The sequence below is a fragment of the Plantactinospora sp. BB1 genome (assembly GCF_003030385.1).
Classification (GTDB): domain Bacteria; phylum Actinomycetota; class Actinomycetes; order Mycobacteriales; family Micromonosporaceae; genus Plantactinospora.
In genome coordinates, this window is the sequence record NZ_CP028159.1 from 6,719,729 (window position 1) to 6,745,236 (window position 25,508).

The 25,508-nt window shown below is 72.8% G+C and carries 25 protein-coding genes and 1 riboswitch; of the genes, 16 read left to right on the plus strand and 9 right to left on the minus strand.

Annotated features, from left to right (window positions below; translation table 11 throughout):
• Positions 1 to 118: 118 nt before the first annotated feature.
• Positions 119 to 2,359 (plus strand): CDP-glycerol:glycerophosphate glycerophosphotransferase, encoded by a 2,241-nt coding sequence (locus tag C6W10_RS29330; RefSeq protein ID WP_107262379.1) that lies wholly within the window; start codon positions 119 to 121, stop codon positions 2,357 to 2,359.
• Between the two features lie 19 nt (positions 2,360 to 2,378).
• Here C6W10_RS29330 and C6W10_RS29335 read toward each other — a convergent pair whose 3' ends face one another.
• On the minus strand, positions 2,379 to 2,744 hold the full coding sequence (locus C6W10_RS29335; protein WP_107262380.1) for a helix-turn-helix domain-containing protein: 366 nt from the start codon (positions 2,742 to 2,744) through the stop codon (positions 2,379 to 2,381).
• An 84-nt stretch (positions 2,745 to 2,828) separates the two neighbouring features.
• Here C6W10_RS29335 and C6W10_RS29340 point away from each other — a divergent pair, with 84 nt between their 5' ends.
• A complete protein-coding gene (locus tag C6W10_RS29340; RefSeq protein WP_234361469.1) occupies positions 2,829 to 3,935 on the plus strand; it encodes an NAD(P)/FAD-dependent oxidoreductase in 1,107 nt (368 codons plus the stop codon).
• A 62-nt stretch (positions 3,936 to 3,997) separates the two neighbouring features.
• Here the strand turns inward: C6W10_RS29340 and C6W10_RS29345 are convergent, their stop codons facing one another.
• Complete coding sequence (locus tag C6W10_RS29345) at positions 3,998 to 5,650, minus strand: glycosyltransferase family 2 protein (protein ID WP_107262381.1); 1,653 nt, start codon at positions 5,648 to 5,650, stop codon at positions 3,998 to 4,000.
• A gap of 155 nt (positions 5,651 to 5,805) precedes the next feature.
• On the opposite strand from C6W10_RS29345, the gene C6W10_RS29350 reads away from it, so the two are divergent.
• The 7 genes from C6W10_RS29350 to C6W10_RS29380 all read left to right on the plus strand — a co-directional run bounded on the left by C6W10_RS29350 (position 5,806) and on the right by C6W10_RS29380 (position 15,943).
• Positions 5,806 to 7,827: a glycosyltransferase gene (locus C6W10_RS29350; RefSeq protein WP_107262382.1), complete on the plus strand. Its 2,022-nt coding sequence runs from the start codon at positions 5,806 to 5,808 to the stop codon at positions 7,825 to 7,827.
• Between the two features lie 106 nt (positions 7,828 to 7,933).
• The gene (locus C6W10_RS29355; RefSeq protein WP_107264371.1) at positions 7,934 to 9,244 is read left to right on the plus strand and encodes an ABC transporter ATP-binding protein; all 1,311 of its coding nucleotides are present in this window, start codon (positions 7,934 to 7,936) and stop codon (positions 9,242 to 9,244) included.
• A 64-nt stretch (positions 9,245 to 9,308) separates the two neighbouring features.
• Entirely contained in the window at positions 9,309 to 10,448 is a 1,140-nt protein-coding gene (locus tag C6W10_RS29360; RefSeq protein WP_107262383.1) for a hypothetical protein, read from the plus strand.
• A 50-nt stretch (positions 10,449 to 10,498) separates the two neighbouring features.
• Entirely contained in the window at positions 10,499 to 10,963 is a 465-nt protein-coding gene (locus tag C6W10_RS29365; RefSeq protein ID WP_107262384.1) for a DUF4442 domain-containing protein, read from the plus strand.
• A gap of 129 nt (positions 10,964 to 11,092) precedes the next feature.
• A complete protein-coding gene (locus C6W10_RS29370) occupies positions 11,093 to 12,628 on the plus strand; it encodes a multicopper oxidase family protein (RefSeq protein WP_107262385.1) in 1,536 nt (511 codons plus the stop codon).
• A 110-nt stretch (positions 12,629 to 12,738) separates the two neighbouring features.
• On the plus strand, positions 12,739 to 13,551 hold the full coding sequence (locus C6W10_RS29375; RefSeq protein WP_107262386.1) for a beta-phosphoglucomutase family hydrolase: 813 nt from the start codon (positions 12,739 to 12,741) through the stop codon (positions 13,549 to 13,551).
• Positions 13,552 to 13,567: 16 nt separating this feature from the next.
• The gene (locus tag C6W10_RS29380; protein ID WP_107264372.1) at positions 13,568 to 15,943 is read left to right on the plus strand and encodes a glycoside hydrolase family 65 protein; all 2,376 of its coding nucleotides are present in this window, start codon (positions 13,568 to 13,570) and stop codon (positions 15,941 to 15,943) included.
• A 48-nt stretch (positions 15,944 to 15,991) separates the two neighbouring features.
• Here the strand turns inward: C6W10_RS29380 and C6W10_RS29385 are convergent, their stop codons facing one another.
• Positions 15,992 to 17,020, minus strand: coding sequence for a hypothetical protein (locus tag C6W10_RS29385; protein ID WP_234361470.1), 1,029 nt, complete (start codon positions 17,018 to 17,020; stop codon positions 15,992 to 15,994).
• Positions 17,021 to 17,023: 3 nt separating this feature from the next.
• Positions 17,024 to 17,154, minus strand: a riboswitch (cyclic di-AMP (ydaO/yuaA leader).
• A gap of 272 nt (positions 17,155 to 17,426) precedes the next feature.
• Here C6W10_RS29385 and C6W10_RS29390 point away from each other — a divergent pair.
• Positions 17,427 to 17,621, plus strand: coding sequence for a DUF5708 family protein (locus C6W10_RS29390; RefSeq protein ID WP_107262387.1), 195 nt, complete (start codon positions 17,427 to 17,429; stop codon positions 17,619 to 17,621).
• Positions 17,622 to 17,694: 73 nt separating this feature from the next.
• Here C6W10_RS29390 and C6W10_RS29395 read toward each other — a convergent pair whose 3' ends face one another.
• On the minus strand, positions 17,695 to 18,159 hold the full coding sequence (locus C6W10_RS29395; protein ID WP_107262388.1) for a cupin domain-containing protein: 465 nt from the start codon (positions 18,157 to 18,159) through the stop codon (positions 17,695 to 17,697).
• Positions 18,160 to 18,269: 110 nt separating this feature from the next.
• Between C6W10_RS29395 and C6W10_RS29400 the strand changes: the two genes are divergently transcribed.
• Entirely contained in the window at positions 18,270 to 18,746 is a 477-nt protein-coding gene (locus C6W10_RS29400) for an Rrf2 family transcriptional regulator (protein ID WP_107262389.1), read from the plus strand.
• A gap of 329 nt (positions 18,747 to 19,075) precedes the next feature.
• On the opposite strand, the gene C6W10_RS29405 is transcribed toward C6W10_RS29400, so the two are convergent.
• Positions 19,076 to 19,270 carry a DNA-binding protein gene (locus C6W10_RS29405; RefSeq protein WP_234361471.1) on the minus strand — a complete coding sequence of 65 codons (195 nt, stop codon included), beginning with the start codon at positions 19,268 to 19,270 and terminating at the stop codon, positions 19,076 to 19,078.
• A gap of 189 nt (positions 19,271 to 19,459) precedes the next feature.
• Between C6W10_RS29405 and C6W10_RS29410 the strand changes: the two genes are divergently transcribed.
• Both C6W10_RS29410 and C6W10_RS29415 read left to right on the plus strand, forming a co-directional pair.
• Positions 19,460 to 19,771, plus strand: a complete 312-nt coding sequence (locus C6W10_RS29410; protein WP_369937157.1) for a DivIVA domain-containing protein — start codon at positions 19,460 to 19,462, stop codon at positions 19,769 to 19,771.
• Positions 19,768 to 20,040 (plus strand): hypothetical protein, encoded by a 273-nt coding sequence (locus C6W10_RS29415; RefSeq protein ID WP_369937159.1) that lies wholly within the window; start codon positions 19,768 to 19,770, stop codon positions 20,038 to 20,040. The genes C6W10_RS29410 and C6W10_RS29415 overlap by 4 nt, the downstream gene beginning before the upstream one ends.
• A 16-nt stretch (positions 20,041 to 20,056) precedes the next feature.
• Here C6W10_RS29415 and C6W10_RS29420 read toward each other — a convergent pair whose 3' ends face one another.
• The gene (locus C6W10_RS29420) at positions 20,057 to 21,100 is read right to left on the minus strand and encodes a trans-acting enoyl reductase family protein (protein ID WP_107262392.1); all 1,044 of its coding nucleotides are present in this window, start codon (positions 21,098 to 21,100) and stop codon (positions 20,057 to 20,059) included.
• Positions 21,101 to 21,201: 101 nt separating this feature from the next.
• Here C6W10_RS29420 and C6W10_RS29425 point away from each other — a divergent pair, with 101 nt between their 5' ends.
• Entirely contained in the window at positions 21,202 to 22,149 is a 948-nt protein-coding gene (locus tag C6W10_RS29425) for a helix-turn-helix domain-containing protein (protein WP_107262393.1), read from the plus strand.
• A 39-nt stretch (positions 22,150 to 22,188) separates the two neighbouring features.
• Here the strand turns inward: C6W10_RS29425 and C6W10_RS29430 are convergent, their stop codons facing one another.
• Positions 22,189 to 22,395: a hypothetical protein gene (locus C6W10_RS29430; protein ID WP_107262394.1), complete on the minus strand. Its 207-nt coding sequence runs from the start codon at positions 22,393 to 22,395 to the stop codon at positions 22,189 to 22,191.
• Between the two features lie 231 nt (positions 22,396 to 22,626).
• Between C6W10_RS29430 and C6W10_RS29435 the strand changes: the two genes are divergently transcribed.
• Both C6W10_RS29435 and C6W10_RS29440 read left to right on the plus strand, forming a co-directional pair.
• Positions 22,627 to 23,283: a dienelactone hydrolase family protein gene (locus tag C6W10_RS29435; RefSeq protein WP_107262395.1), complete on the plus strand. Its 657-nt coding sequence runs from the start codon at positions 22,627 to 22,629 to the stop codon at positions 23,281 to 23,283.
• Positions 23,284 to 23,380: 97 nt separating this feature from the next.
• On the plus strand, positions 23,381 to 24,097 hold the full coding sequence (locus C6W10_RS29440; RefSeq protein ID WP_107262396.1) for a TIGR04222 domain-containing membrane protein: 717 nt from the start codon (positions 23,381 to 23,383) through the stop codon (positions 24,095 to 24,097).
• Between the two features lie 64 nt (positions 24,098 to 24,161).
• Here C6W10_RS29440 and C6W10_RS29445 read toward each other — a convergent pair whose 3' ends face one another.
• Positions 24,162 to 24,989, minus strand: coding sequence for an FAD:protein FMN transferase (locus C6W10_RS29445; RefSeq protein ID WP_369930155.1), 828 nt, complete (start codon positions 24,987 to 24,989; stop codon positions 24,162 to 24,164).
• A gap of 5 nt (positions 24,990 to 24,994) precedes the next feature.
• A complete protein-coding gene (locus C6W10_RS29450; protein WP_107262397.1) occupies positions 24,995 to 25,498 on the minus strand; it encodes an FMN-binding protein in 504 nt (167 codons plus the stop codon).
• Between the last annotated feature and the right edge of the window lie 10 nt (positions 25,499 to 25,508).

The following is a 25,508-nucleotide window of genomic DNA, read 5'->3' on the forward strand; positions in this document are numbered from 1 at the left end:
CGGGACGCCGCAGCGGCGGGAGTGGGACGGATGACGCCGCCGGTGGGGTGACCGGGCACCCGCACGGGCGGCGCGGCGGAGAGGGGCGCATGACGCTGCCAGCGGGAGTACGGCGCCGATGGCGCTGATCAGTTTCGTCGTGCCGGTCTACCGGGTGCAGGGCTACCTGCGGGAGTGCCTCGACTCGATCCTGCGCCAGCCGGTGGCCGACGTCGAGGTGGTGGTGGTCGACGACTGCTCGCCGGACAGCTGCGGCGAGATCATCGCCGAGTACGCCGCCCGGGACGACCGGGTCCGGGTGGTCTCCCTCGACCGCAACGTCGGGCTGGGCGAGGCCCGCAACATCGGCCTCGACCTGGCCACCGGCGAGTACGTCTGGTTCCTGGACAGCGACGACTGGCTGGTCGACGGCTGCCTGCCGGCGGTGGCGGAGCGGCTGCGCCGGGTCGGGCCGGAGGTGCTGCTCGTCGACCACGTGCGGGCGTACTGGGACCACCGGACGCTCGGCAGCGGCCTGGACCGGTCGGTGCCGGACTCGGGCGTCGAGGTCTTCACCGTCCGGGACCGGCCGGAGGTGCTCGGCGTGCTGCACACCGCCTGGAACAAGCTGGTGCGCCGCCGTTTCCTGGTCGAGGCCGACCTGCGCTTCGGCCCCGGCTGGTACGAGGACGTGTCGTTCAGCTATCCGGTGCTGCTCGCCGCCGACCGGATCAGCGTGCTGGACGTGGTCTGCGTCAACTACCGGCAGCGGCGGTCCGGCGCGATCACCCGGACCCGGGACGACCGGCACTTCGAGGTGTTCCCGCACTGGCACCGGGTCTTCGAGCTGATGGCGCGCTGGGGACCCGAGTACGACGACCTCCGGCCGCTGATCTTCGAGCGGATGGTCTGGCACTACCTGATCGTGCTCGGCAACGGGCGGCGCCTCTCCCCGGAACTGCGCCGGAGCTTCTTCGACCAGGTGGTGGCGGACTACCGGCGCTGGCTGCCGCCGGCCGGCTACCGGGTGCCGGGCGGGGTCGACGGGCTGAAGCACCGGCTGGTGGCCGGCGGGCACTGGCGGACGTACGCGGTGTTGCGGGCGCTGCACCACTCCCGGCGGCGGGGCGGGGCCGGCCGGCTCGTCCGGCGGTCGCTGCCGTGGTCGCCGTCGCGCCGCCAACCCGCCCCGGTGGCGGCGTCCCGGCTGCCGGCGGTGCTCTCCGAGGCTGCCCGGCTGGGCCGCGCCGGGCTGCTCCGGGCCTACTACCACGCCCAGTTGCGCCGTCCGCTCGATCCGGCGCTGGCGCTCTACGCCGCGTACTGGTACCGCGGCTACGCCTGCAACCCGGCGGCGGTGCATCGGAAGGCCCGGGAGCTGGCGCCGTGGATCCGGGGTGTCTGGGTGGTACGCCGGGACCGGGTCGCCGCCCTGCCGCCCGGGGTGCCGTACGTGGTGGCCGGCAGCCGGTCGTACTTCCGGGCGCTGGCCCGGGCACGGTGGCTGGTCAACAACGTGAACTTCCCGGACTACGTGGTCAAGCGGCCCGGCTCGGTGCATCTGCAGACCCACCACGGCACTCCGGTCAAGGTGATGGGGCTGGACCAGCAGCGCTATCCGCGCGGTGCGGCCGGGCTGGACTTTCCCCGGCTGCTGCGCCGGATCGACCGCTGGGACTACAGCCTCAGCGCCAACACCTTCTCCACGCAGATGTGGGAACGGGCCTATCCGGCGGAGTACCGGACGCTGGAGGTCGGCTATCCGCGCAACGACCGGCTGGTGAACGCCGGGTCCGCCGAGGTCGAGGCCGTCCGGCGCCGGCTCGGCATCGGCTCCGGCGAGCGGGTGCTGCTGTACGCGCCGACGCACCGCGAGCACCGGCCCGGGTACTCGCCGCCGTTCGACCCGGGCGCCCTGCTGGAGGTACTCGGTCCGGCCGGCCGGCTGCTGGTCCGGGGCCACTATCTCGATCCGGGCGCGTGTTCCGCCCCGGGAACTCCGGCGGGTCGGGACCGGGTGTGGGACGTGACGGACCATCCCTCGGTGGAGGATCTCTATCTCGCCGCCGACGTACTGGTGACCGACTATTCGTCGGCGATGTTCGACTACGCCACCCTGGACCGGCCGATCGTGGTGTACGCCCCGGACTGGGCCGAGTACCGGCGCGAGCGCGGAGTTTATCTGGACGTGCTCGCCGAGGGGCCGGGGGTGGCGGTGACGGAGTTTCCGGAGCTGTTGACGGCGTTCCGCAGCGGCGCGGTGGACGGCCCGCCGGCCGCGCTGGCCCGGCAGCGGTTCCGGGACCGCTTCTGTGCCCTGGACGACGGTCGGGCGGCCGAGCGGGTGGTCCGGCGGGTCCTCCTCGACGAGCCCGACTGAGCGGCACCCGAGACCCGGTCTAGGTCCGGGCGTCGTCGTCGGCGGGCAGGTGCTCGGTGGCCCAGCGGGCGATCTGCTCCAGCGCGGGCATCAGCGCCTGGCCCCGTTCGGTCAACCGGTAGGAGACCGCGATCGGCGGCCCCTCCCGGACGGTCCGGACGACCAGCCCGTGTTCGGTCAGTTCGGCCAGCCGGTCGGAGAGCACCGAGTCGCTGACCCGGCCGACGGCCCGGGAGATCTCCCGGAAACCGGCCGGGCCGGACTTCAGGCTGCCGAGCACGCTGGCCGTCCACCGCTTGCCGAGCACCGAGAAGGCCCGGGTGAGCGCGGCGTCGGCGGGTGCGCAGCGCTCCGGTCCGGGCGGCTCCGGGGCGGGGGGCGGCATGCCGGAATACTATCGCTCCCGATGTCGCTAGTATTTCCGAAGCGGCTATGACGGGCCGTGCAACTTCTAATCTTGCTGGGGAGCATGATGAGCGAGCAGACCTACCCACGGCCGAGCGTGCTGGTCGTGGGCGGTGGATATGGCGGGATCAACGCGGCCAAGGCGCTGGACGACGTCGCCGAGGTGACCCTGGTCGACCCGACCGAGGCGTTCACGCACAACGTGGCGGCCTGGCGCGCGCTGGTCGAGCCGGAGTGGCTGGACCGGATCTTCTTCCCGTACGAGCGGCTGCTCCGGCGCGGGCGCTTCGTCCGGGACCGGGTGGTCGCGGCGGACGGGCACGAGGTCACCCTCGGCTCCGGCGAACGCCTCAGACCGGACTACCTGGTGCTGGCGACCGGGTCGACGTACCCGTTCCCGGCGAAGGTGGACGAGCCCGACCTCGGCACCGCCCGGGACCGGCTCCGGGCCGCGCACGCCGTACTACGCGACGCCGGGCGGGTACTGCTGGTCGGGGCCGGCCCGTCCGGGCTGGAGCTGGCCGGCGAGATCAAGGCGTACTTCCCGGAGAAGCACGTGACCATCGCCGACGCCGCCCCGGAGATCCTGCCCGGCCCGTACGCCCCGGAACTCCGCGAGGAGCTGCACCGCCAGCTCGACAAGCTCGGCGTCGAGCTGCGGCTGGGCAGTCGGCTGGAGCTGCCGACCGCCGACCCCGCGACCCGGGCGGCGATCTCGGTGCGCACCGGGGACGGCGACGAGCTGGCCGCCGACGTCTGGTACCGCTGCTTCGGGGTCAGCCCGACCACCGGCTACCTGCGCGGCGCGCTCGCCGGGGCTCGGGACGAGCGGGGCTACCTCCGGGTCGACGGCCAGTTGCGGGTCGACGGCCAGCAGCGGGTCTTCGCGATCGGCGACATGGCCGACGCGGACCTCAACATGGCCGGCCGGGCGAGCATGCAGGGCCAGCTGATCGCGGCCAACATCCGGGCGCTGATCACCGGCGAGGGCGAGCCCGCCGACTATCAGCCGATGCCGCCGGTGATCGTCGTGCCGCTCGGCCCGGAGGGCGGCGCCGGGCAGATGCCGGACGGCGTCAAGGGCCCGGAGGCGGTCGCCGGGATCAAGGGTCGGAACATGCTGGTCGAGATGTACTCGGCGCTTTTCGACGCCGGCCCCGGCCGGAACTGACCGGTCGTACACACGTTCTATCCACAGCCTGTGGATAGAACGTGTGTACGACGGATCCTCGCTCAGTCGACCGGGGTGGACGGGCGGCGTACCCGCTGCCGGACCCGGTCGGCGGCGAGCCCGGCGTACCGGCCGGCGACGAACCGGGTGGCCGAGGCGAGCGACCGGATCCCGCCGACCGGGATCGTCTCCACCCCGGCCAGGGCCGCCCGCCGGGCCCGCTTGTCCGGCCGGACCACCAGCCGGGGTCGGGGGGAGACCCACCTGTTCTCCGGCAGCAGCCGCAGGTCGGCCACCCCGAAGTCGTCGCCGCTGACCCAGCGCCGCCCGGCCACCTCGGCGACCACCTCGTCGAGGGCCTCGTTCGGCCGGCGTACCCGGAGGGCGCGGCTGCGCGCCGAGGTGCGCCAGAGCGACAGCCCGTCGTCCGGTGTCGTCGCCCCGACGGTCAGCAGCCGGACCAGGCCCACCTGCCACTGGTCGGCGACCGCCACCAGCCGGCGTACGGTGTCGGCGTCGACCCCCAGGTGCGACCCGAGTTCCAGCAGGTACGGCGAGGGGTACGCGGTCGTCGGCGGCTGCCCGGCCAACTCCACCCGGGGCTCCGAGCGGTACGTCGCGGCGAGCAGCCGCCGGTCCAGCAGCGGGTCGACCAGTACCGAGCGGCGGTCATCGGTCAGTTCGGCCCACTCCGCCACCAGCACCACCCGCAGGTCGGTCTGGTCACCGGCGAGCAGCCGGTCGACGCAGGTGCGGACCATCTCGTACGGCCCGTCGGCCCGGACCACCGCCACCACCAGCGGTACCGCCCAGCTCCGGTGTGCGGCGGAGCGCAGGTAGCGGGGCTGTGGCATCAGGTCGGCCAGGAACGGCCGGTTGTACCGGCGCAGCGCCTCGCCCCGGGTCATCATGTGCGACGGCCCGAGGTGCCAGCTCCGGGCCCGGGGTTCGGGCACGAAGACCGCGCCGGCCTGGGCCAGCCGGTAGCCGAACTCGGTGTCCTCGCCGAGTCGCAGCTCGGGGTTGAGCCCGCCGGTCTCGTCGTAGAGGCTGCGCGGCAGTGCGGCGGTGGCGCCGACGTGTGCCCGGAAGTTGAGGTGGTCGCCGCCCCGGAGCTGGTCGGTGTCGTCGATCAGGCGTTCGACGTACTCGTGCGGTTGTGAGTCGTCGAGCCGGAAGAGCCGGTCGGCGGTGCCGGCCGCGCAGCTCTCGGCGACCTGTTCCGGGGTGGGCCAGTCGGCCTCGACGAAGCGCTTGTAGCCGAGGGTGACCACCTCGTCGCTGACGTGCTGCCAGCGGGCCTGCGCCGCCACGTGTTCCGGGAAGACCACCATGTCGGCGTCGAGCCAGTGCAGGATCTCGCCCTCGCTGCGCGCCGCGCCGACGTGCAGTGCGGCCGACCGGCCCCATCCGGCGCAGTGGTCGGCGACCCGGAGCAGCCGGCAGTTCTCGGGGCGGATCGGGGGCAGGACCAGCGGCGGGTCGCTGCCGTCGTCCACCACCACCACCTCCAGCAACCCCGACGGGTACGTCTGGGCGCGCAGCGCGGCGAGGGTGAGGTCGAGCGAGGTTTGGCAGTTGTGGGCCGGGACGATCAGCGAGACGGATCGGGTCGGCTGCCAGTCGGCCAGTTCGGGTGGGGTGAGCCGACTCCAGTCGTTCCGAAACAACCGGACCGGGGGATGGGCCGTCGTGGCCCGGGTGCGGCTGGACACGCGGCACAGTGTAACTATCCCGTCGCCGAGAGCTGATAATCGCGCGCCGCGTGGCGGATGTCCGTCGAAACAGGCCGACCCGTCGACTACCGTAAGTGCCTTCGCGATAGCGCCACGTAGGCTGGCGTCGGTGCTCGGCCGACGAAGGGATCGGCGTGCCAGGCAGGGACGACCCGGAGAAGTACCTCCGCTGGCGGATTGCCGTCGGCGAACCCGTCGGCCGGCGACGGTGGTCGCCGGTCATGCTCGGCTCCCGACTGACCCGGATCCCCGGCCCGGCCACCCCGACCCGGGTGCCCGGCCAGGGCGCGGCCGAGCCGGCGCCCCGGGACCGCGCCGGGCCGGCCTGGCACCGGATCTTCGTCGTCCGGATGGCCGTCGCCGCCCGGTCGGTGAGCTGGCTGCGGCACCTGCTCGACCATCCGGTCGGGCTGACCCGGGTACGCCGGGTCGGCGTCGTCGTGCAGGACTGGGAGATCCCGCAGCGCGGCTGGTCCGGCCGGCTCGGCCCGATACCGCACCTGCTCGCCCAGCGGGTCACCCTGCCCCGGCACGACCGGGGCCGGGCGGTCGTCGAGATCGAACTGCGCTGGTCCGTACCGCTGCGCTCGGTGGTGGCGGCCGTGCTGCCGCTGCTCACCCCGGTCCGTCCACTGCCGACGCCGGGCAGTCCGGAGGTGACCGCCCAGGACGTCCTCCCCGGCTGGCTGGGCGCCGGCCCCGGCCTCGCCGTCGTCGCGGGGGAGTTGCCGGGCGACCCGGCGGTCCGCCCGTACGACCTGGTGCTCCGGCCGGACGGCGGTGACCCGTCGGTGGCCGGGGACGGGGCCGGGACGGCGTACCGGGGCCGGCTGACCGTGGACCGGCTCGGCGTGCCGGACACCGAGGATGGCGGCCGGACCGGACCGGTACTCCTCGACGCCGAACACGCCGTCCCGGTCGGCCGGTACGGGCCGTTCGGGCCGGACGCGCCCCGGGCCGAGCTGACCTTCTCGCCCGGACCGGACGGCGGGAGCTGGCGGATCCGGGGACCGGCCGGGCTGGACCGGCAGGGTCGGCTCGACCGGCCGTGGCTGTCCGAGCAGGACTGGTCGGCGCTGGCCGGGATCGGAGTGCTGCACTGCGTGGTACCCGGACTGCGGCCCCGGGCCGAGGCCGCCCTGCTGCTGCACCTCGCGCTGGCCGGGGTACTCGTCTGGGCGCCCGGCCTGCCGGTCTCCTGCCGGGCGCAGTTGGCCGACGAGGTGGTCGAGGTGCTCCGCGCGCCGCTGCCCGACCGCCCCGGTGGCCGGCCCGACCCGCAGACCGAACTGGAGTGGGAGGCCCGGGCGGTACGCCAGCGCCGGGCGGTGCTGCGCCGGCACGCCCGGGGCTTCGCGCTGCCCCGGCTGGCGGCGGCCACCTTCCCCGGCCTCGGCGCGCTGCCGCCGGTCTCGGTGCTGCTGGTGACCCGGCGGCTGGAGCACGTCCTCGACGCGGTCGCGACGGTGGCGGCGCAGAGCTATCCCGAGCTGGAGATCGTGCTCTGCCTGCACGGCACGGGCCTGCCGGTCGAGCTGCGCCAGCGGCTCGCCGACTGCGGGCGGCCGGTCGAGGTCGTCGAGGTGCCGGCCGGGCAGAGCTTCGGCGAGGCGCTGGTCGCGGCGACGGCCCGGGCCCGGGGCACCCTGGTCACGAAGTTCGACGACGACGACACGTACGGGCCGGAGCACGTCTGGGACCTGGTCCTGGCCCGGCACCACTCCGGCGCGACGATGGTCGGCAAGGCGGCCGAGTTCGTCTATCTAGGCGCCCTGGACACCACCGTGCGGCGGGACGCCGGGGCGGCCGAGAGCTTCGCCCCGGTCGTCGCCGGTGGCACGATCCTGATCGGCCGGGGCGATCTGGCCGAGGTGGGTGGCTGGCGTCCGGTGCCGAGTTCGGTCGACCGGGGACTCATCGACCGGGTCCGCCGGGCCGGTGGGCTCGTCTACCGGACCCATCCGCTCGGCTACGTCTATCAGCGCCGGCCGGCCGGGCACACCTGGGATCCGGGTCTGGAGTACTTCCTGCGGGACGGTGGGGCGCAGTGGACCGGGCTGCCCCGGCACGGCGAATTCGGTACCGCCGGTATCGATCCCGGGCCGCCGACCAGCCGGTGGAAGTTTCATCAGCGGAGGTCGAATCGAGTCTGGTAACCGTCATGTCACAACGTGAACATGGCACGTTTACCCGATGGGCTTCTGTGATGATCCTCGTCACAGTCATTCCCGGGGCCGGCCATAACGCTGCGGGGAGGTGACGGTGACTACCGTCGCGCTCAAAGACGTCACGAAGGTATTCCCGGATGGGACAGTGGCGGTCGACAACGTCAGTCTCGACGTCAACGACGGCGAGTTCATGGTGTTGCTCGGGCCTTCGGGCTGCGGAAAGTCCACCGTACTCAGGATGGTCGCCGGTCTGGAGGACCCGACGACCGGCGCCGTGATGCTCGACGGCGAACTGGCGAACGACCTGCCGCCACGGGACCGTGGAATTGCCATGGTCTTCCAGGATTTCGCGCTGTATCCGCATATGTCGGTAGGGGCGAACATTGCCTTCCCGCTCCGGCTCTCCGGCGTCGAGGAAGGGGCCCGCGGCGAGCGGGTCGCCGACGTGGCGAGTGCGCTCGGCATCGGCGACGTACTCGGGCGCAAGCCCAGCCAGCTCTCCGGCGGGCAGCGGCAGCGGGTGGCGATGGGCCGGGCGATCGTCCGGCGCCCGGGACTGTTCCTGATGGACGAGCCGCTCTCCAACCTGGACAGCGGGCTGCGCGCGGAGCTGCGGGCCGAGATCTCCGGGCTGGTCCGCGAACTCGGGGTGAGCACCATCTACGTCACCCACGACCAGGCCGAGGCGCTGACCATGGCCGACCGGGTGGCGATCATGCGCAAGGGCGTCCTCCAGGACGTCGGGACCCCGACCCAGGTGTACGGCCGCCCGGCCACCCTCTACGTCGCGGCGTTCCTGGGCAGCCCCCGGATGAACCTGCTGGAGGCGACCGTCTACGTGCACCTCGACCGGTACGTCGCGCTCAACCTCGGCGAGCAGGCGCTCTATCTGCCCTGGGACGACATCCGGGCCCGGGCGGTCGCGCACTACCACGGCGAGCGGATCGTGGTAGGGATGCGGGCCGAGGCGCTGACCCCGGTCGCGCCGGACACGCCGGGCGACGTGTTGCAGGGGCGGATCCGCTATCTGGAGCACCACGGGCACGAGTCGCTGGCGTTCCTCGACATCGGGGCGACCGCGATCGTCGTCGACGACCTGGGTGGCCCGGTCACCGACGAGCGCCCGGCCGGAGGTGGCCGAGGGCTGCGGCGGCTCGGCCAGGTGATGCAGCGGCTGACCGGACGCGCCGTCGGGTCGGCTCAGCAGACCCAGGAGGAGCGGGGCGGCCGGGGCGGCAGCGTGCTGGACCCGGGCCGGCACCACCGCCGTCCGGCCGAGCTGGCGGTACGGCTGGCGCCGTACCCGGCGGTCACCTCGGGCCACCCGATGGCCGTCTCGGTACGCATGGACGCGGTGCACTTCTTCGACGAGCGCGGCGACCGGATCGACGTGGGGTGGCGCTGACCGACCCGCGTCCCTTAACGTCTGTCGATTCCCATTCATAGTGGTCCCGTTAGGAGAGCCGCTCGTGTCACAGGAACGACCCGGCCTGCTCGTGATCGAGCGGATCCTCCGCGACCGGCAGAGCATCTGGCAGCAGATCGTCGAAGAGCGTGACCTGAACACGCTCACCGGTCGGATGCTGGCCAGTTCGGCGATCGCGCTGGCCTGTTACGGCGCCGTACTCGGTGCCTTCCACAGCGTCCTGATGGCCCTGACCTCGGCGGTGAAGCTGCCGCTGCTCTTCCTGGTCACGCTGGCCATCTGCCTGCCGACGCTCTATCTGTTCAACCTGGTCTTCGGGGCCCGGCTCTCGGTGCGGCAGGCCATCTCGATGGTGATGGTGGCGATCACGGTCACCTCGATGCTGGCGGTGGCGTTCGCGCCGATCAGCCTCTTCTTCCTGATCACCGCGCCGGACTACGCCTTCTTCAAGTTGCTCAACGTGGCGATCCTGACCATGTCGGCGCTGGTCGGGCTGCGTTTCCTGACCGGTGGCATGCAGGTGCTCAACGCACACGGCCTGCTCGCGCCGACCGCCGCCGCGCCGACCGCCGGCCAGTCGGCCGCCGCGCCGACCGCCGGCCAGTCGGCCGCCGCGGTGACGGCCGGTCAGCCGGCCGTGGCCGCCCCGGCCCAGCCGGGTGCGGCGGCGCCGCCGGCCGTGGTGCCGCAGCCGGTGCCGGTCGCGGTCGGCGCGGTGAACGGCGAGGCCCCGGCGACCACGGTCAACGGGGACGGACCGGCCACTCCCGCCCCGGCCACGCCCGCCCAGTCGGCGGTCGGCACGCCGGCTCCGGTCGAGGCGGCGTCCCCGGCCGTCGCGCCGACGGCTCCGCCCCAGCCGGCTCCGGCGCAGGTGCTGCCGGGGCAGGCGGTTCCGGGGCAGGTGGTCGCGGGGCAGTTCCTGCCGCAGTACGGCTACCGGGGGCCGGATCCGCACCCGATCGGCCGGCCGGGAGCGCCACATTCCGCGTCCGGCGGTCCCCGCCCGGCGAGCATGACCCTGCTCTACATCTGGATCCTGCTCTTCGGGTTCGTCGGTACCCAGTTGGCGTGGACGCTGCGGCCGTTCTTCGGCGACCCGGAGCGGCCGTTCGCGCTCTTCCGCAGCATCGACGGGAACTTCTACGCGGAGATCCTGCGTAGCCTGGGCAACCTCTTCTGAGCTTGTCCGGAGGCTTGCCGCCGGAAGTTACCAGCGAGTAGCGTACGGCCATGTCTCCCGACGTACGGCAGATCGCCGCCGGCCTGCTCGAGGCCGTACCGTTCGCCCGGACCCTCGGCTTCGAGCTGGTCGAGGTGACCCCGGACGGGGCCGGCGGGATCGAGGCCGTCGTCCGGCTGCCCGACTCGCCGCCGACGCACAACCACGTCGGCGGCCCGCACGCCGGTGCGCTCTTCACGCTCGGCGAGACCGCCTCCGGCGCGGTGGTGCTCGCCGCGTTCGGGCAGCTCTTCGGGCGGGCGGTACCGCTGGCCACCCAGGCGGAGATCCGCTACCGGCGGCTGGCGATGGGTGCGGTCCGGGCGACGGCCCGGCTGGGGCGCCCGGCCGCCGAGGTGGTGGCGGAGTTCGAGTCCGGCGCCCGGCCGGAGTTCCCGGTCGCGGTGGAGATCGGCACCGAGGACGGGACGTCGACCACCGAGATGACCGTGTACTGGACGCTCAAGCCGCGCTGACCCCGCTTCCCCCGGAGGCTCGGTCCGGGTCTCCCTGAACCGTCCCTGAGTTCCCTCGCCGTTGGTGGACGACGACCTCATATGAAGGCAGGCTACATGTAGTCAGCTGAGATATGGGGAGGTGTCGGAATGGCCGGCGGGGGATCACGGCTCTGGCTGCGGGTACTGCTCGGAGTCTTCTCGGTCGTACTGCTGCTCTGCGGGATCGGCACGGCGGTGGGCACCTGGGTCTGGACCCGGAACGTCGTCGACACCCGTGGCGAGGTCGACTTCGTCAACCGGCTGGCCGTACCGCCACTGGCCGAGTCGCGGATCGACGGCCAGGGACGTCGGGTCTTCGACCTGCGGGCCCAGCCCGGCCAGCGGGACTTCGGTCAGGGCGGCGCCACCGCCACCTGGGGCTTCAACGGCGACTACCTCGGGCCGACGCTGCGGGCGAAGCGTGGCGAACAGGTACTCGTCAACGTCGTCAACGGGATCGGCCGGCCGACCACCGTGCACTGGCACGGCATGCACCTGCCGGCGGCGATGGACGGCGGTCCGCACCAGATGGTCCGGCCCGGCGCGACCTGGTCGCCGCAGTGGAAGATCGACCAGCCCGCCGCCACGCTCTGGTACCACCCACACCCGCACGGCGAGACCGCCGAGCACGTCTACCGGGGACTCGCCGGGATGTTCATCCTGGACGACGAGCCGTCGGCCGCGCTGGCGCTGCCCCAGCGGTACGGCGTCGACGACATCCCACTGATCGTGCAGGACCGCCAGTTCCACTCCGACGGGCGGTTCGACGAGAGCCGCTCCAGCCTCGGCGGCGTCGGCATCCTCGGCGACACGATCCTGGTCAACGGCACCGTCGGGCCGTACCTGGACGTCACCACCGAACGGGTCCGGCTGCGGCTGCTCAACGGCTCCAACGCCCGCACGTACGACTTCGGATTCGCCGACGACCGGGCCTTCGCCCTGATCGGCACCGACGGCGGCCTGCTGGAACGTCCGCACCGGACCGGCCGGATCCGGCTCTCGCCCGGCGAGCGGGCCGAGATCGTGGTGGCGGTGCGGCCGGCAGAGCGGGTGGTGCTGCGCAGCTACCCGCCGGACCAGGGCGTCGAGTTCCTCGGCGGCCGCTTCACCGGCGGCGACGACACCTTCGACGTACTCGAACTGCGGGCCGCCGGAAACCTCGCGGCGTCACCGGAGGTGCCGGACCGGCTGGTACCGGTCGACCGGCTCGACCCGGCCTCGGCCGCGCAGACCCGGCGGTTCCGGCTGAACGGACGCCAGATCAACAACCGGCCCATGGACATGGGGCGGATCGACTTCGCGGTCACCCGGGACACCACCGAGATCTGGGAGATCGAGAAGCAGGACGCCACCCCGCACAGCTTCCACGTGCACGACGTGCAGTTCCAGGTGCTCTCGGTGGACGGCCGGGAACCGCCGCCGGAACTGGCCGGCTGGAAGGACACCGTACTGCTCACCGCCGGCGACTCGATCCGGATCATCGCCCGGTTCGCCGACTACACCGACCCGAACATGCCGTACATGTTCCACTGTCACCTCCTCGACCACGAGGACCTCGGAATGATGGGGCAGTTCGTGGTGGTCGAGCCGGGCCAGCGACCGGGCCGGCCACCCGGCGGGCACGGGCACGCCCAGCACCGGTGACCGACTGGGCTCCCCCGGCGGCACGGTCGCCGGGGGAGCCCCGGGGGCGCATCGGCGTGGCCGAACCCGAAACCCTGCCGCGCGATGCCTTCCCGGTTAGGTTGTTAGGCGTGTTGGGCCTACCCGCGCACGTGACCGCCTGCCTCTTCGACCTCGACGGTGTGCTGACCCAGACCGCCCGGGTGCACAACGCCGCCTGGGCGGAAACCTTCGACGACTTCCTCCGGCGGCGTGCCGCGGCCACCGGCGAACCGTTCCGGCCGTACGACCCCGGGGACGACTACAACCGGTACGTCGACGGCCGCCCCCGGGCCGACGGGGTGCGTACCTTCCTCGCCTCCCGGAACATCACCCTGCCGGAGGGCGATCCGGACGACCCGCCGACCCTGGACACCGTCAACGGGGTCGGCAACCGCAAGAACGTCATCCTGCTACAGCGGATCCACGCCGACGGCGTGCTGCCGTACCAGGGATCGGTGGACTACCTGCACGCCGCGCGGGCGGCCGGGCTGCGCCGGGCCGTCGTCTCGGCCAGTGCCAACGCCGCCGACGTGGTCGCGGCGGCCGGCCTCGAACCGCTGATCGAGGCCCGGGTGGACGGTGTCGTCGCCCGGCGGCGCGGGCTGCGCGGCAAGCCCCATCCGGACACCTTCCTGGCCGGCGCCGAACTGCTCGGGGTCCGCCCCGACCAGGCCGTGGTCTTCGAGGACGCGCTGGCCGGGGTGGCGGCGGGCCGGGCCGGCAACTTCGGCTACGTGGTCGGGGTCGACCGGGTGGGCCAGGCCGACGCGTTACGCGCACACGGCGCCGACATCGTGGTGCGCGACCTCTCCGAACTACTCGGCGGGGCGGGCGGCGACCCGACGGCGAGCGGTCGGGGTGGTGCCGGAACGGCGCAGGCCGGGCCGGAGGTGGTCCGGTGACTGCGAGGAGGCGCCGATGATCCGGGAACGGGCCTATCCCGTCGAGCCGTGGCACGTCCGGGAGACCCGGCTCGACCTGGACGTACTCGCCCAGTCCGAGTCGGTGTTCGCACTCTCGAACGGGCACATCGGGCTGCGCGGCAACCTGGACGAGGGCGAGCCGCACGGCCTGCCGGGGACGTACCTGAACTCCTTCTACGAGCTGCGGCCGCTGCCGTACGCGGAGGCGGGTTACGGCTTCCCCGAGTCGGGCCAGACGATCGTCAACGTCACCAACGGCAAGCCGATCCGGCTGCTCGTCGACGACGAGCCCTTCGACGTCCGGTACGGCGAACTGCTCAGCCACGAGCGGGTGCTCGACCTGCGCGCCGGCACCCTGCAACGGTCGGTCGAGTGGCGCTCCCCGGCCGGGCGTACGGTGCGGATCTGCTCGACCCGGCTGGTCTCGTTCACCCAGCGCTCCATCGCGGCGATCGAATACCGGGTGGAGCCGGTCGACGGGCCGATGCGGCTGATCGTCCAGTCGGAACTGGTCGCCAACGAGCAGCTTCCGGCGCAGAGCCGGGACCCCCGGGTGGCGGCGGTGCTGGAGTCGCCGTTGCAGTCCGAGGAGCAGTTGGTGCACAGCGACGGTGCGCTGCTGATCCACCGCACCAAGGCGAGCGGGCTGCGGGTGGCCGTCTCGATGAGCCACGAGGTGCACGGGCCGGAACGCAAGCTCGTCGGCACCGAGGCGTACGAGGACTGGGCCCGGACCACCGTCACCTCGGTGATCAAGCCGGGTGAGCAGCTCCGGATCGTCAAGTTCGTCGCGTACGGCTGGTCGAGCCGCCGGTCCCGCCCGGCGCTGCGTGACCAGGTGGCGGCGGCGCTGGCCGGCGCGAAGTTCTCCGGCTGGGACGGGCTCTGCACCGAGCAGCGCAGCTATCTCGACACCTTCTGGGACGACTCCGACGTGCGGGTCGAGGGCGACCCGGAGGTGCAGCAGGCGGTCCGGTTCGGACTCTTCCACGTGCTACAGGCGGGCGCCCGGGCCGAGCTGCGGCCGATCGCGGCGAAGGGCCTGACCGGGCCGGGCTACGACGGGCACGCGTTCTGGGACACCGAGACCTTCGTACTCCCGGTGCTGACCTACACGCTGCCGTCGGCGGTCGCCTCCGCGCTGCGCTGGCGGCACTCCACCCTGCACCTGGCGCAGGAACGGGCCCGGACGCTGGGCCTGCGCGGCGCCGCCTTCCCGTGGCGGACCATCCGGGGCCAGGAGACCTCGGCGTACTGGCCGGCCGGGACCGCCGGGTTCCACATCGCGGCCGACATCGCCGACGCGGTACGCCGGTACGTGCAGGCGACCGACGACGAGCAGTTCGAACGCGAGGTCGGGCTGGAACTGCTGGTGGAGACCGCGCGACTCTGGCGCTCGCTGGGGCACCACGACCGGCACGGCCGGTTCCACCTGGACGGGGTGACCGGGCCGGACGAGTACACGGCGGTGAAGAGCGACAACGTCTACACCAACCTGATGGCCCAGCGGAACCTGCTGGCCGCCGCCGACGCCGCCGCCCGGCACGGCGAGGAGGCATGGAAGCTCGGCGTCGACGACGAGGAGACCGCCGCCTGGCGGGACGCCGCGCACGACATGCACGTCCCGTACGACCCGGAGCTGGGCGTGCACCCGCAGGTGGAGGGCTTCACCCGCTTCCAGGAGTGGGACTTCGCGAGCACCCCGCCGGAGCAGTACCCGCTGCTGCTCAACTACCCCTACTTCGACCTGTACCGCAAACAGGTGATCAAGCAGGCCGACCTGGTACTGGCGATGCACTGGCGCGGCGACGCGTTCAGCGACGAGGAGAAGGCGGCGAACTTCGCCTACTACGAGCGGCGTACGGTCCGCGACTCGTCGTTGTCGGCCTGCACCCAGGCGGTGCTGGCGGCCGAGACCGGGCACCTGGAACTCGCGCACGACTATCTGGGCGAGGCGGCCCTGATGGACCTGCACGACCTCAACCAGAACACCCGGGACGGCGTGCACGTCGCCTCCCTGGCCGGGGCGTGGATCGCCCTGGTGGCCGGGTTCGGCGGGATGCGCGACCACACCGCGACACTCTCCTTCGCACCCCGGCTGCCGAGCCGGATCGACCGGCTGGAGTTCTCGCTCCGCTACCGGGGCGTGCACCTGCGGGTGGACGTCCGGCCGCGCGAGGCGACGTACGAGCTGCGCGACGGCGAGCCGGACGACGCCCTCGAACTGCTGCACCACGGGGAGAAGGTCCGGATCACCTGCCTGGAGCCGGTGACCCGGCCGATCCCGCCGGCCCGCCCGACGGGTCCGCAGCCCGCCCAACCGGCCGGCCGCGCCCCGGTCCGACGTACCCCGGAGAGCGAACCGACTTGACCCTCCCGTCCCGGCGGTCCGCTCGGCCGGGGGTGTTCCCCCCGGCCGTCAGACCAGCGACAGGTGTACGTGGTTGGTGTGGTCGCTGGACGGGTCGCCGTGTGCGCCGCCGTACGACTTCCAGCCGATCGTCGGCAACCAGATCTGCCGATACCAGATCACGTACAACACCCCGATCCGGTCGGCGTTGCGGACGAAGAACGCGGCGAGGTTGTTGCCGTACGTCCGGTCGGCGCCGGTGGCGGCACCTCGGAAGCCACCCGCCTCGGCGGAGAAGTCGCAGGCCCGCCCCTTCGGATGCTCGTACGGGCCGCCGGAGCGGTAGCAGCCGGTGAAGCGGCCGAAGCCGGCCCGGCGTGCCTCGGTGTAGGCGTGCAGGGTGCGTGGTGTGACGCAGCCCGTGGTGGTCGGGTCGGGCTGGCTGCACGACTGTGGTGGCCAGGAGCCGTCGGCGGCGCGTGGCGCGGGTCGGGCCACCGGCGAACTCGCGTTGACGAAGCCCCCGGTGGAGGCGCCGCCGACCTGGGCCAGCGCCCGCTCGGCGGCCTGCTTCTGCCGCAGCATGATGGCGAGTTGGCGGCGCTCCTCGACCACCTCGGCGTCGAGCGCCTGCTTCGCCCGCGCGGCCCGCTCCCGGGCCTGGCCGAGTGCGCGCAGTACGTCGTTGTCCCGCAGCGCCACCGCCTCCAGGCCACGGGCGCGCTCCAGGAGTTCGTCGGCCGAGCCGCTGTGCAGCAGTACCAACACCGGGCCGATCCGGCCGGTCTGGTACGCCGTCCGGGCCACCTGCTCCACCCGGGGCCGCAACTGCGCGATGCGTTCCTCGACCCGGCGTAGCTCGGCGACGATCTTCGCCTGTCGAGCTTTCGCGTTGGCCAGCGCGTTTCTGGCCTGTAGGTAACCTCGGCCGGTCGATTCGAGCACGTCCCGTAGGAGCGGGGTGTCGCCTTCGTCGCCGAGGACGGCGGGGCTGTTCGCCTCCGCCACGCCGGGCCGGAGTGCTGCCCCGGCGAGCGCGCCGAACGTGGCGAGCAGGGCCAGGGCCAGCGGAAGCCGCCGACGTGTGGATCCCGTCATGCATGTCCCTCCGTCGCCCGCCTACCGAGTTAGCTGACGGGTTCGGGACGGAACAAGTCCCTACCGCGGTTGCGGACTCACCCCACCTACCTGGGTCCCCGGCTCACCCGAAAGTGATTCGGCGGCGGTCACGCCGGCGCGGAGGGGTGCGCCACCGGGCGAAACCGGGGTCAGCCTACCTGATCAACTGGGTCGAACAGGTGGATTTCGGAGTGATCCGCCGTGGAAATTGCTTCATGGGCGACGTGCCGGTCGAGGCGCCGGGCAGCTCTCGGAGGCGGGGGCCGGTGTGGTGTCGGTCGAAGGATGTAGTCCGGTTTCCTCAACCGGCAGGAGGCTGGGGATAGCGGGCCTGACTAGGCTTTTCGAAGATCCTCCCGCCCCTCTTCTCCAGCAGGGATCCTCGATGTCCTCAGCCCGTAAGACGCTGCTCACCGGCCTGGCCACCTTTGTGGTGGGACTGGCGCTCCGGCTGTTCGGACCGGACGAGCATGTCGTCATCTTCACGCCCACCAAGCTCGGCGTGGTGCTGATGGTCGTTGGAGGCTTGGAGAGCCTGTACGGGGTCTACAAGATCAGGCGGGACCGCCTGGTCGAGTAGCCACCCGACACCGGGCCGGGTGGCCATCCTCGGCCGCCCGACCCGATTCCACCGCTGTCACCTCAGGTCGTGGTCAGCCGCGTGCCGTCCACACCGGGCTCTCCACGTAGTGGTTGTCGTAGCGGTCCTGGGTCTGGCCGACCTCCTGCCAGGTGGCCTCGCCCTGGTGCACCCGGTCGAGGAGCCGGTAGTAGTCGAACCGGGGCTTGCCGGGGGTGAGCACGACGAGGAAGTCGGCGTCCTGGCCGTCGGCGGGGGCGAAGGCGTGCGGGGTGTGCGGCGGAACGAAGAGCGTGTCTCCCTTGTGCAGGGTGTGCAGTTCGTCGCCGACGAGCATTTCGAGGGCGCCGTCGAGCACGAAGAACAGCTCGCCGGAGCGGGTGTGCAGGTGTGGCGGGGCGCCGTCGGTGCCGCTCTTGAGCAGGGTGCGGTTGCTGGTCAGGGTGCCGCCGGTGTGCTCGGGGTCGAGTAGCAGCGTGATCACGCTGGCCGGGTCGCTCTCCAGAACCTCGGCTTCGGCTGCGCGTACCAGGGTCATTGTCGGCTCCTTCGTTGCTTCGCTGATTCCTAGACACTAGATATCCAGAATCGGCGGCGCTAGTGATCATGGCGGGCGTCACAGTTTCTGGACGTGTAAAGTCCAGGATTATGCGGACGAGCCAGGGCGTCGAATGGGCCCTCCACACGTGCCTCAACCTGAGCTGGCTGGACGACCCGGTGCCGACCGGTACCCTCGCGGCGTTCTACGAGCTGCCGCCGGCCTACCTGAACAAGCAGCTCCAAGCCCTGGTCCGGGCCGGGATCCTGACCTCGACCTCGGGACCGCGCGGAGGCTTCCGGCTGGCCCGGGCCCCGGAGGCGGTCTCCCTACTGGACATCGTCGCCGCGATCGAGGGCCCGGAGGAGCTGTTCCGGTGCGACCAGATCCTCAGCAAGGGGCCGGGGGAGCATGCCGGCGTCGACTACCGACAGTCCTGCGCGTTCGCCCAGGCGATGCGTGGCGCGGAGCTGGCCTGGCGACGGGAGTTGGCCGGCAGGACCGTGGCCGACGTCCGGGCCGACGTCGAGCACGGGCACCCCGAGGCCCCGGCCAACACTCGGGCCAGGATCGCGGAACTGCGCTAGCGGCAATCCCACGTCGGCCGTCGTGGCGATCATCTCTGAGCCGGCGATCTCACGTCGGGTTGGGTGCGGGGGTGGAACATTCGCGGAGGAGACTGTCGAGCTGCCCCGCTTGTGCGCCCACCCTCCCGGGCTGTCCGAAGCCCGGTCCCGCCCGCCGGTCGACCCGAACCGCGTCACACCGTCGACAACCCCGGCTGTCGACAACCCCGGCTTCCGTGCCCCGCCTGTGCACCCAGCTCGACAGTCTCCGCGCCGACCACCCTCGGCTCCCCTACCAGCGAGGCGAGGTTACGGTCAGAGCTGTAACCGGCGAGGTGGCTCTGCGACAGCTACTCGTCCCGGGTGCTGTCCAAGCGCTCACGACGACGCGCTGCGTACTCCCTGACATCCGCGGCGGACCAGATCCGGCCGACGGTCAACGTGTCCAGAGGCGCCGGGAAGTCGGGCCTGTCCACCAGAACTGCGGCACGCTGGCGGCTGACCCCGAGATAGTCGGCGACTTCTGCGAGCGCCATGACATGCATTGGGCGCACCTTCTAGTCGATAGGATTGACAGGTTGCCTACCCCCGGGTTGACTAGCTGCCAACGGCAATCGGGGCGCCGAGCATGCCCGGCTGAGGCACAGCGAAACGTCGCTTCGGCCATCGGCTCGGCGATGGGCCCCTCCCGGCCCACTCGTTGCAGGGAAACCCCCAGCAGAAAGGACTACGACGTGCGGCAACTGCTCCGGCGCATCCTGACCAGATCGAGCGCGTCCACCCGGCTCCACTCGGTGATCGGCGGATGCCGCTCCGCTTCGTACCCGCCGATCCGGCCCTGGCAGGTGCGGAGCCGGCGGTTCCGGATCACCTGGCGTGGCCTCGATCCCGTCGAGGTGGGCGCCTTCCTCGACCGGGTCGCCGACGAACTCGGCGGCGTCCAGGCCGAACTGGCCCGTAGCCGGCAGGAGACGGCCCGGATCAAGGACGCACTCCGGCGCTGGCAGTCCGCCCAGCTGCGACAGTCCTACCGCGTGGCCCGATGATGGCCGTCGAACTGCACCGGTACGTCATCCACCTGCCGATCCTCACGACCGACCTGCTCCGGGCCCGCGTCCTGGCCCGGACCGCCGCGCGGGCGCTGACCTTCCTCTGCGTCGACGCCCAGGAGACCACCGTGTCGGAGGAGCAACACCAGGACGTACGGCATCGGGTGTTCTGCCCCCGGCGGCTGCCCGGCGGCCGGCGCTGTGGCCTGCGGATCGACCACGACGTGCCGTGCACCGGGCGGCGGTTGCGGCGGCGGTCGATCTGACGGCGGCGGTCGCCGGTCAGCCGCGTGCGTCGAGCGGGACGTGCAGCCCCAGGTGTGCGGAGAGGGCGCGGAGGAAGTCCGGGGCGTCGAAGACCGCGCCCGCCGAGACGACGCCGGTGGTCCTGGTTCGCCCGGCGAGGATCCGGTCGACGGCCTCCACCGCGAGCGGCGCGCTGATCGCGTAGATGTCCTGGCCGGCGGCGACCACCCGGCGTTCCGTGCCGCCGGAGCGGACGAGGGCGTCGACGACGAAGGTCTGCGCGGAGCGGCCGCGCTCGTCGACGGCGGTCGGTGCCGAGGCGTCGGGCGCGGCCAGCTCCCTCGCCGCCTTGGCGGTCATGTAGGTGCGCACCTCCGGTACGGCCAGGTGGCTGGGGACGGTGACGATGTCGGCCATCGAGAACTCGCCGATCACCTCCTGAGCGCCGAGCGGAGCCGGGAAGGGCCACTCCAGGGTCGGCAGGGCGTCGTCGTGGTATTCGAGCCGTCCGCCGGTGTAGCGGACCCGCCGGCCACCCCGGCGCTGCCCGGAGATCGTGCCCGAGGCGAGCGTTCCGGCGGTGGGCTGCCAACCGCTCAGGCCGTACGCGATGTGTGCCTCGTCCGCCGCCGTCCAGTCGCCCATCGCGGTGGTGACCAGCAGGTCGCCGAGGCCGCCGTAGAAGGCCATCGCCGGGACCACCACGAGGTTCGCGGCGCGGGCCCGCTCGGCGAAGTGCGCGAACGTGTCGACGTTCGCCTCGATCTCGGCCGCCACGTCGACGTACGGGATGCCGGCGCGCAACGCCGCCTCGACCAGCGGGCCGGCGGTGCTGGCGAAGGGCCCGGCGCAGTTGATCACGGCGGCCGCGCCGTCCAGGGCGCGGTCGAGCGAGGTCGGATCGTCGACCGACGCCTGCCGCGCCGCCAGCCCCGGTCGGGTCTGCGCCAGGGCCAGCAGCCTCTCCCGGTCGCGCCCGAGGAGCAGCGGGACGTACCCGCGCTCGTGCAACTCGGCGACCACGAACCGCCCGGTGTGCCCGTACGCGCCGAAGACCGCCACCTGCCGACCCGATCCCATTACCGCTCCCACCAGCCCGAAGTGATCCAGTACGAAGATCCTGTCCCGGTCGACCCGGCGGTGCCAGTGTCCGGAACGACATGAGCCGTACAATTCCCGACATGAGTTCCTTCCCGCGCTCCGTGGTGGTCGCGGCTACCGACGGGATGCTGCACTTCGAGCTGGCCATGGCCTACGAGGTTTTCGGCTCCGCACCGGACGCCCTGCCCGGCCCCTGGTACGACGTCCGGGTGAGCGGTACGCACCCCGTCCGGGTCGGCCGGTTCCGGCTGGAGCCGGACTGCGGGCTGGACCGGCTGCCGGACGCCGACACCGTGATCGTCCCGGCCCTGGCCGACGTCGACGAGGACCCGCCGGCCGACCTGGTCGCGGCGGTACGGGCGGCACACGAGTCGGGCGCGCGGGTCGTCTCGCTCTGCACCGGCGCCTTCGTGCTCGCCGCCGCCGGCCTGCTGGACGGGCTGCGCGCGACCACGCACTGGGCGCACACCGAGCAACTGGCCGCGCGCTACCCCCGGGTCGAGGTCGACCCGGACGTGCTCTACGTCGACAACGGCAGCGTGCTCACCTCCGCCGGCAAGGCCGCCGCGATGGATCTCTGCCTGCACCTGGTCCGCCGCGACCACGGCTCGGCGGTCGCCAACGTGGTCGCCCGGCGCCTGGTCGTGCCGCCGCACCGGGCCGGTGGTCAGGCCCAGTTCGTCACCACCCCGGTACCGGCCCAGGACGACCATCCGCTGGCCGAGCTGCTCCCCTGGGCGATGCGGCGGCTGGACCAGCCGCTCACCGTGGAGGACCTGGCCCGCCAGGCGAAGATGAGTTCACGCCACCTGGCCCGGCACTTCCACGCGGTGACCGGCACCACCCCGCTGCAATGGCTGCTGACCCAGCGGATCCGCCGCGCGCAGGAGCTGCTGGAGACCACGGACGACAGCGTCGACACCGTCGCCTCGGCCGCCGGCATGGGCACGGCGACGACGCTGCGCCGCCACTTCCAGCGCACCATCGGCGTACCGCCGGACACCTACCGCCGTACCTTCCGGGCCTGAGGCGCGGCACGCCGTAGAACCCGCCCGGTCCGGCGGGAGTCAGCGGTCGCGGGGATCGTCGTTGTACCGCTCACCGCTGGACGGCATGCCCACCGCGTCGCGGGGCGGCGTCCGGCGCGGGTCGTCGAGCGACCTCGCCTTGGCCGCCTCGTCCGCCCACTCGCTCCGGTCGGGATTCTGCTGCTGTCCCGCCTCGTCGGCGCGGGCCGGGCCGGACTTCGCCTTGCCGGATTTCTGGCGGGCCATGACGTCCCTCACGTTCCTCTGCCGGTCGGCGTGAGCGCCGGCCCGGTACCTGGTCGGACGATCCGGCCTTCCCCGACTGGGTACCGGCAAACCCGGCCACCGCAGCGGCTCCCGGCGCGTGGTTGAGCCCGGCACCGCCGGGTAAGGCCGACAAAGGGCGGCGGGACCGCGGCGTGGCGGCACGACCGGCACCGGCAAGCCGCGCCGGGAAGAGGCAGGGGAGGCAGCCGGATGGACATCCGGACCAGCGACACCACGATTCCGGCCGGCGAGGTACGACTGACCGGCGACCTGGTCGTGCCCGCCGACGCGCGCGGGATCATCCTGTTCGCGCACGGCAGCGGCAGCTCCCGGCACAGCCCGCGCAACCGGATGGTGGCCGAGGCGCTCAACCGGTACGCCCTGGCGACCGTGCTGGTAGACCTGCTGACCCGGGAGGAGGAGGCGGTCGACGACCGTACCGGGGCGCTGCGCTTCGACATCGGCCTGCTCACCGGCCGGCTCGTCAGCATCGTCGACTGGCTGGCGACCGGCGAACCGGCCGGGCGGCTCCCGATCGGCCTCTTCGGGGCGAGTACCGGAGCCGCCGCCGCGCTCTCCGCCGCCGCCCAGCGCCCCGACCAGGTGTACGCGGTCGTCTCCCGGGGCGGCCGACCCGACCTGGCCGGCGCCGACCTGCCACGGGTACGCGCCGACACCCTGCTGCTGGTCGGCGGGCTGGACGACGAGGTGCTGCGGCTCAACAACCAGGCGCTGGCCGAACTCGACAGCGGCGCGGAGCTGCGGGTGGTACCCGGTGCCAGCCACCTCTTCGAGGAGCCCGGCACGCTGGACCGGGTGGCCCGGGACGCGGCGGAGTGGTTCGTCGACCACCTGCCGCCCAGCTGACCGTCCCGCCGGGCTGACCGGGGCTGACCGGGCTCACCGTCCCGTCGGGCCGCGACCCGGACCGGGCGGGCGTGCACCGGTTTTCCATACTCGAAGGATGACGGCGGTGCCCCGCGACCTGAGTACGACAGACCTCGGCTACCTCAACGGTGGTGCCTGGGGCGCCGTCCGGGCCGGACTGGTGACGCTGCACGGCCGGGGCGGTGTGACGGCCGCCCGACCCGGCGGGCTCAGCCGGACCGGCGGCCTGCCGGCGTACGCGGAGCCGCTGGAACGGGCCCTGTTCGGTGCGCTGTACGGCACGATGTCGCCCCGGGAGGTGGCCAGCCGGCGGCGGGTCCGGCAGGCCCTGGCCGAGCAGCGGGAGGGTCTGATCGGGCTGGGACTGCTCCGCCCGGCCTGGCGCCGGTTGCTCCTGCCGGCCACGCTGGTGCTCGTGCTGCCGCTGCTGGTGGCCCGGCTGGTCGCGGCCGACCTGCTCGGCGTCGGCGTCGGCCTGCTGGTGGTGCTGGCGTTCGTCGGGATGGCCGGCTGGTTCCTGCCCCGGCGCACCCTCTCCGGCGAGCGCACCCTGCGCGACGCCCGCCGCCGGCATCCCCTTCCGACCGGCCCGGACGGCGTACCGGCCGACCACCCCGCCGGGCTCGACCCGGGGCTGGCGGTGGCGCTCTACGGCACCGCCGGGGTACTGCCGGCGGTGCGGCAGTTCGTCCGGGACAGCGGGCTGCTCGACGGCGGAACCTGGTCCCGGCTCCTCGGCGACTCCACACTCGACGGCTCGATGCCGGCCGGCGGAGCCACCGGGCACGCCTGAGGCGACCCGTGCCCGGAGCACACCGCGCCCGGCCCCGGAGTGGCCCTCGGCCGGTCCCGGCCGGTCAGCCCAGCCGGGGCGCGGGCTGGCCGGTCAGCTCGGAGCGGGTCGCGGCGGGCCGCTGCGCCGGCTCGGTGGGCAGCACCGGGAAGCCGTCGGTCCGGTAACACAGCTCGTCGGAGGTGATGATGCCGACCTCGTGCTCCGGCAGCTCGGCCAGCCAGCGCAGCCCGGCCTGGCCCATCGCCACCCCGGCCGTCGCGTACGCGTCGGTGCGGCCGAGGTCCGTGCCGACCACGGTGACCGAGGTCAGCTCGGTGGCCGGGGCACCCCGGTACGGGTCGATCACGTGGAAACCGCGCTCGTACGTGCCGGAGGTGGCGATCGCGAAGTCGTTACCGCCGAGCACCCAGCAGATCTTGTCCTCCTGCCACGGGTGCCGGATGCCGATCCGCCACGGCTCACCGGGTCGGGGGCCGCCCCGGGCCCGGATGTCCCCGCCCGCGTTGATCCAGTGCGAGCGGCAGCCCGCCGCCAGCAGCCGGTCCGAGGCCACCTGCACCGACCAGCCCTTGACGTAGCCGGACGGGTCGAAGCGGCCGGTCGCGTACGCGTCGAAGTAGCCGTCCGTCTCCCGCCACAGGTCGGCGCAGGTCTCGACCACCAGCCGCAGGTCGGCGGAGCAGTCCTGGATGGAGAGTTCGCCCCGGTCGAAGCGGTTGACCTCGCTCTGCTCCTTGTAGGTGCTGAACCGCTCGTCGACCTCACGGAACCAGTCGAACGTCTGCTCGGCCAGCGCCTCCAGGCGCCGGGCCGGCAGCGGATCGGTGAGCTGCACGCTGATCGGCGTACCCATGATCTGCTCGACCCGGCGCAGCCCGGTGGTGCCCATCGGAGTCAGGCCTTCGCCTTGTCGAGCGCCGACTGGAGGGACGCCTTGTAGGCCGCGCTGGTCAGGCTCGCCCCGGAGACCGTGTTCACCTTGCTGGCGCTGGTGGCGGCGAGCGACTGCTGGCGCAGCTTCGGGATCGCGCCCTCGTTGATGCTGGCGCTGGTCGGGTCCTCGTCGGGATAGGTCGCGTCCGCGTCGGTGACCTTGCCACCGGAGACCTTGATGGTCACCTTGATGGCGCCGTAGTCGTAGTTGGCGGTCGCACCGACGAAGGTGCCGTCCTTCAGCCCGCCGGCCGGCGCCTTGGCCGGCGGCTTCTTGGCCGGCGGCGCCGTGGTCTTCTTCCCGGCCGGCGCCTTGCCGCCCGGCGTCGGGCTGGCGGTCGCGTCGCCGGTCTCCTCCTCCAGCGCCACCTGGGCGGGGTCGTCGGTCGAGGTGCCGAGCTTGGCACCGATCAGCAGGGTGGCGCCGATGGCGGTGCCGAGGACGGCGAAGGCGGCGCGACGCACGGGATGTACC

Coding starts and splice junctions, on each gene's coding strand:
- C6W10_RS29400 (WP_107262389.1), top strand. CDS start 18,270: ATGCGGACGAGCCAGGGCGTCGAATGGGCCCTCCACACGTGCCTCAAC.
- C6W10_RS29385 (WP_234361470.1), bottom strand. CDS start 17,020: ATGACGGGATCCACACGTCGGCGGCTTCCGCTGGCCCTGGCCCTGCTC.
- C6W10_RS29395 (WP_107262388.1), bottom strand. CDS start 18,159: ATGACCCTGGTACGCGCAGCCGAAGCCGAGGTTCTGGAGAGCGACCCG.
- C6W10_RS29445 (WP_369930155.1), bottom strand. CDS start 24,989: ATGGGCACCACCGGGCTGCGCCGGGTCGAGCAGATCATGGGTACGCCG.
- C6W10_RS29335 (WP_107262380.1), bottom strand. CDS start 2,744: ATGCCGCCCCCCGCCCCGGAGCCGCCCGGACCGGAGCGCTGCGCACCC.
- C6W10_RS29405 (WP_234361471.1), bottom strand. CDS start 19,270: ATGCATGTCATGGCGCTCGCAGAAGTCGCCGACTATCTCGGGGTCAGC.
- C6W10_RS29430 (WP_107262394.1), bottom strand. CDS start 22,395: ATGGCCCGCCAGAAATCCGGCAAGGCGAAGTCCGGCCCGGCCCGCGCC.
- C6W10_RS29420 (WP_107262392.1), bottom strand. CDS start 21,100: ATGGGATCGGGTCGGCAGGTGGCGGTCTTCGGCGCGTACGGGCACACC.
- C6W10_RS29425 (WP_107262393.1), top strand. CDS start 21,202: ATGAGTTCCTTCCCGCGCTCCGTGGTGGTCGCGGCTACCGACGGGATG.
- C6W10_RS29340 (WP_234361469.1), top strand. CDS start 2,829: ATGATGAGCGAGCAGACCTACCCACGGCCGAGCGTGCTGGTCGTGGGC.
- C6W10_RS29330 (WP_107262379.1), top strand. CDS start 119: ATGGCGCTGATCAGTTTCGTCGTGCCGGTCTACCGGGTGCAGGGCTAC.
- C6W10_RS29370 (WP_107262385.1), top strand. CDS start 11,093: ATGGCCGGCGGGGGATCACGGCTCTGGCTGCGGGTACTGCTCGGAGTC.
- C6W10_RS29365 (WP_107262384.1), top strand. CDS start 10,499: ATGTCTCCCGACGTACGGCAGATCGCCGCCGGCCTGCTCGAGGCCGTA.
- C6W10_RS29380 (WP_107264372.1), top strand. CDS start 13,568: ATGATCCGGGAACGGGCCTATCCCGTCGAGCCGTGGCACGTCCGGGAG.
- C6W10_RS29415 (WP_369937159.1), top strand. CDS start 19,768: ATGATGGCCGTCGAACTGCACCGGTACGTCATCCACCTGCCGATCCTC.
- C6W10_RS29440 (WP_107262396.1), top strand. CDS start 23,381: ATGACGGCGGTGCCCCGCGACCTGAGTACGACAGACCTCGGCTACCTC.
- C6W10_RS29390 (WP_107262387.1), top strand. CDS start 17,427: ATGTCCTCAGCCCGTAAGACGCTGCTCACCGGCCTGGCCACCTTTGTG.
- C6W10_RS29435 (WP_107262395.1), top strand. CDS start 22,627: ATGGACATCCGGACCAGCGACACCACGATTCCGGCCGGCGAGGTACGA.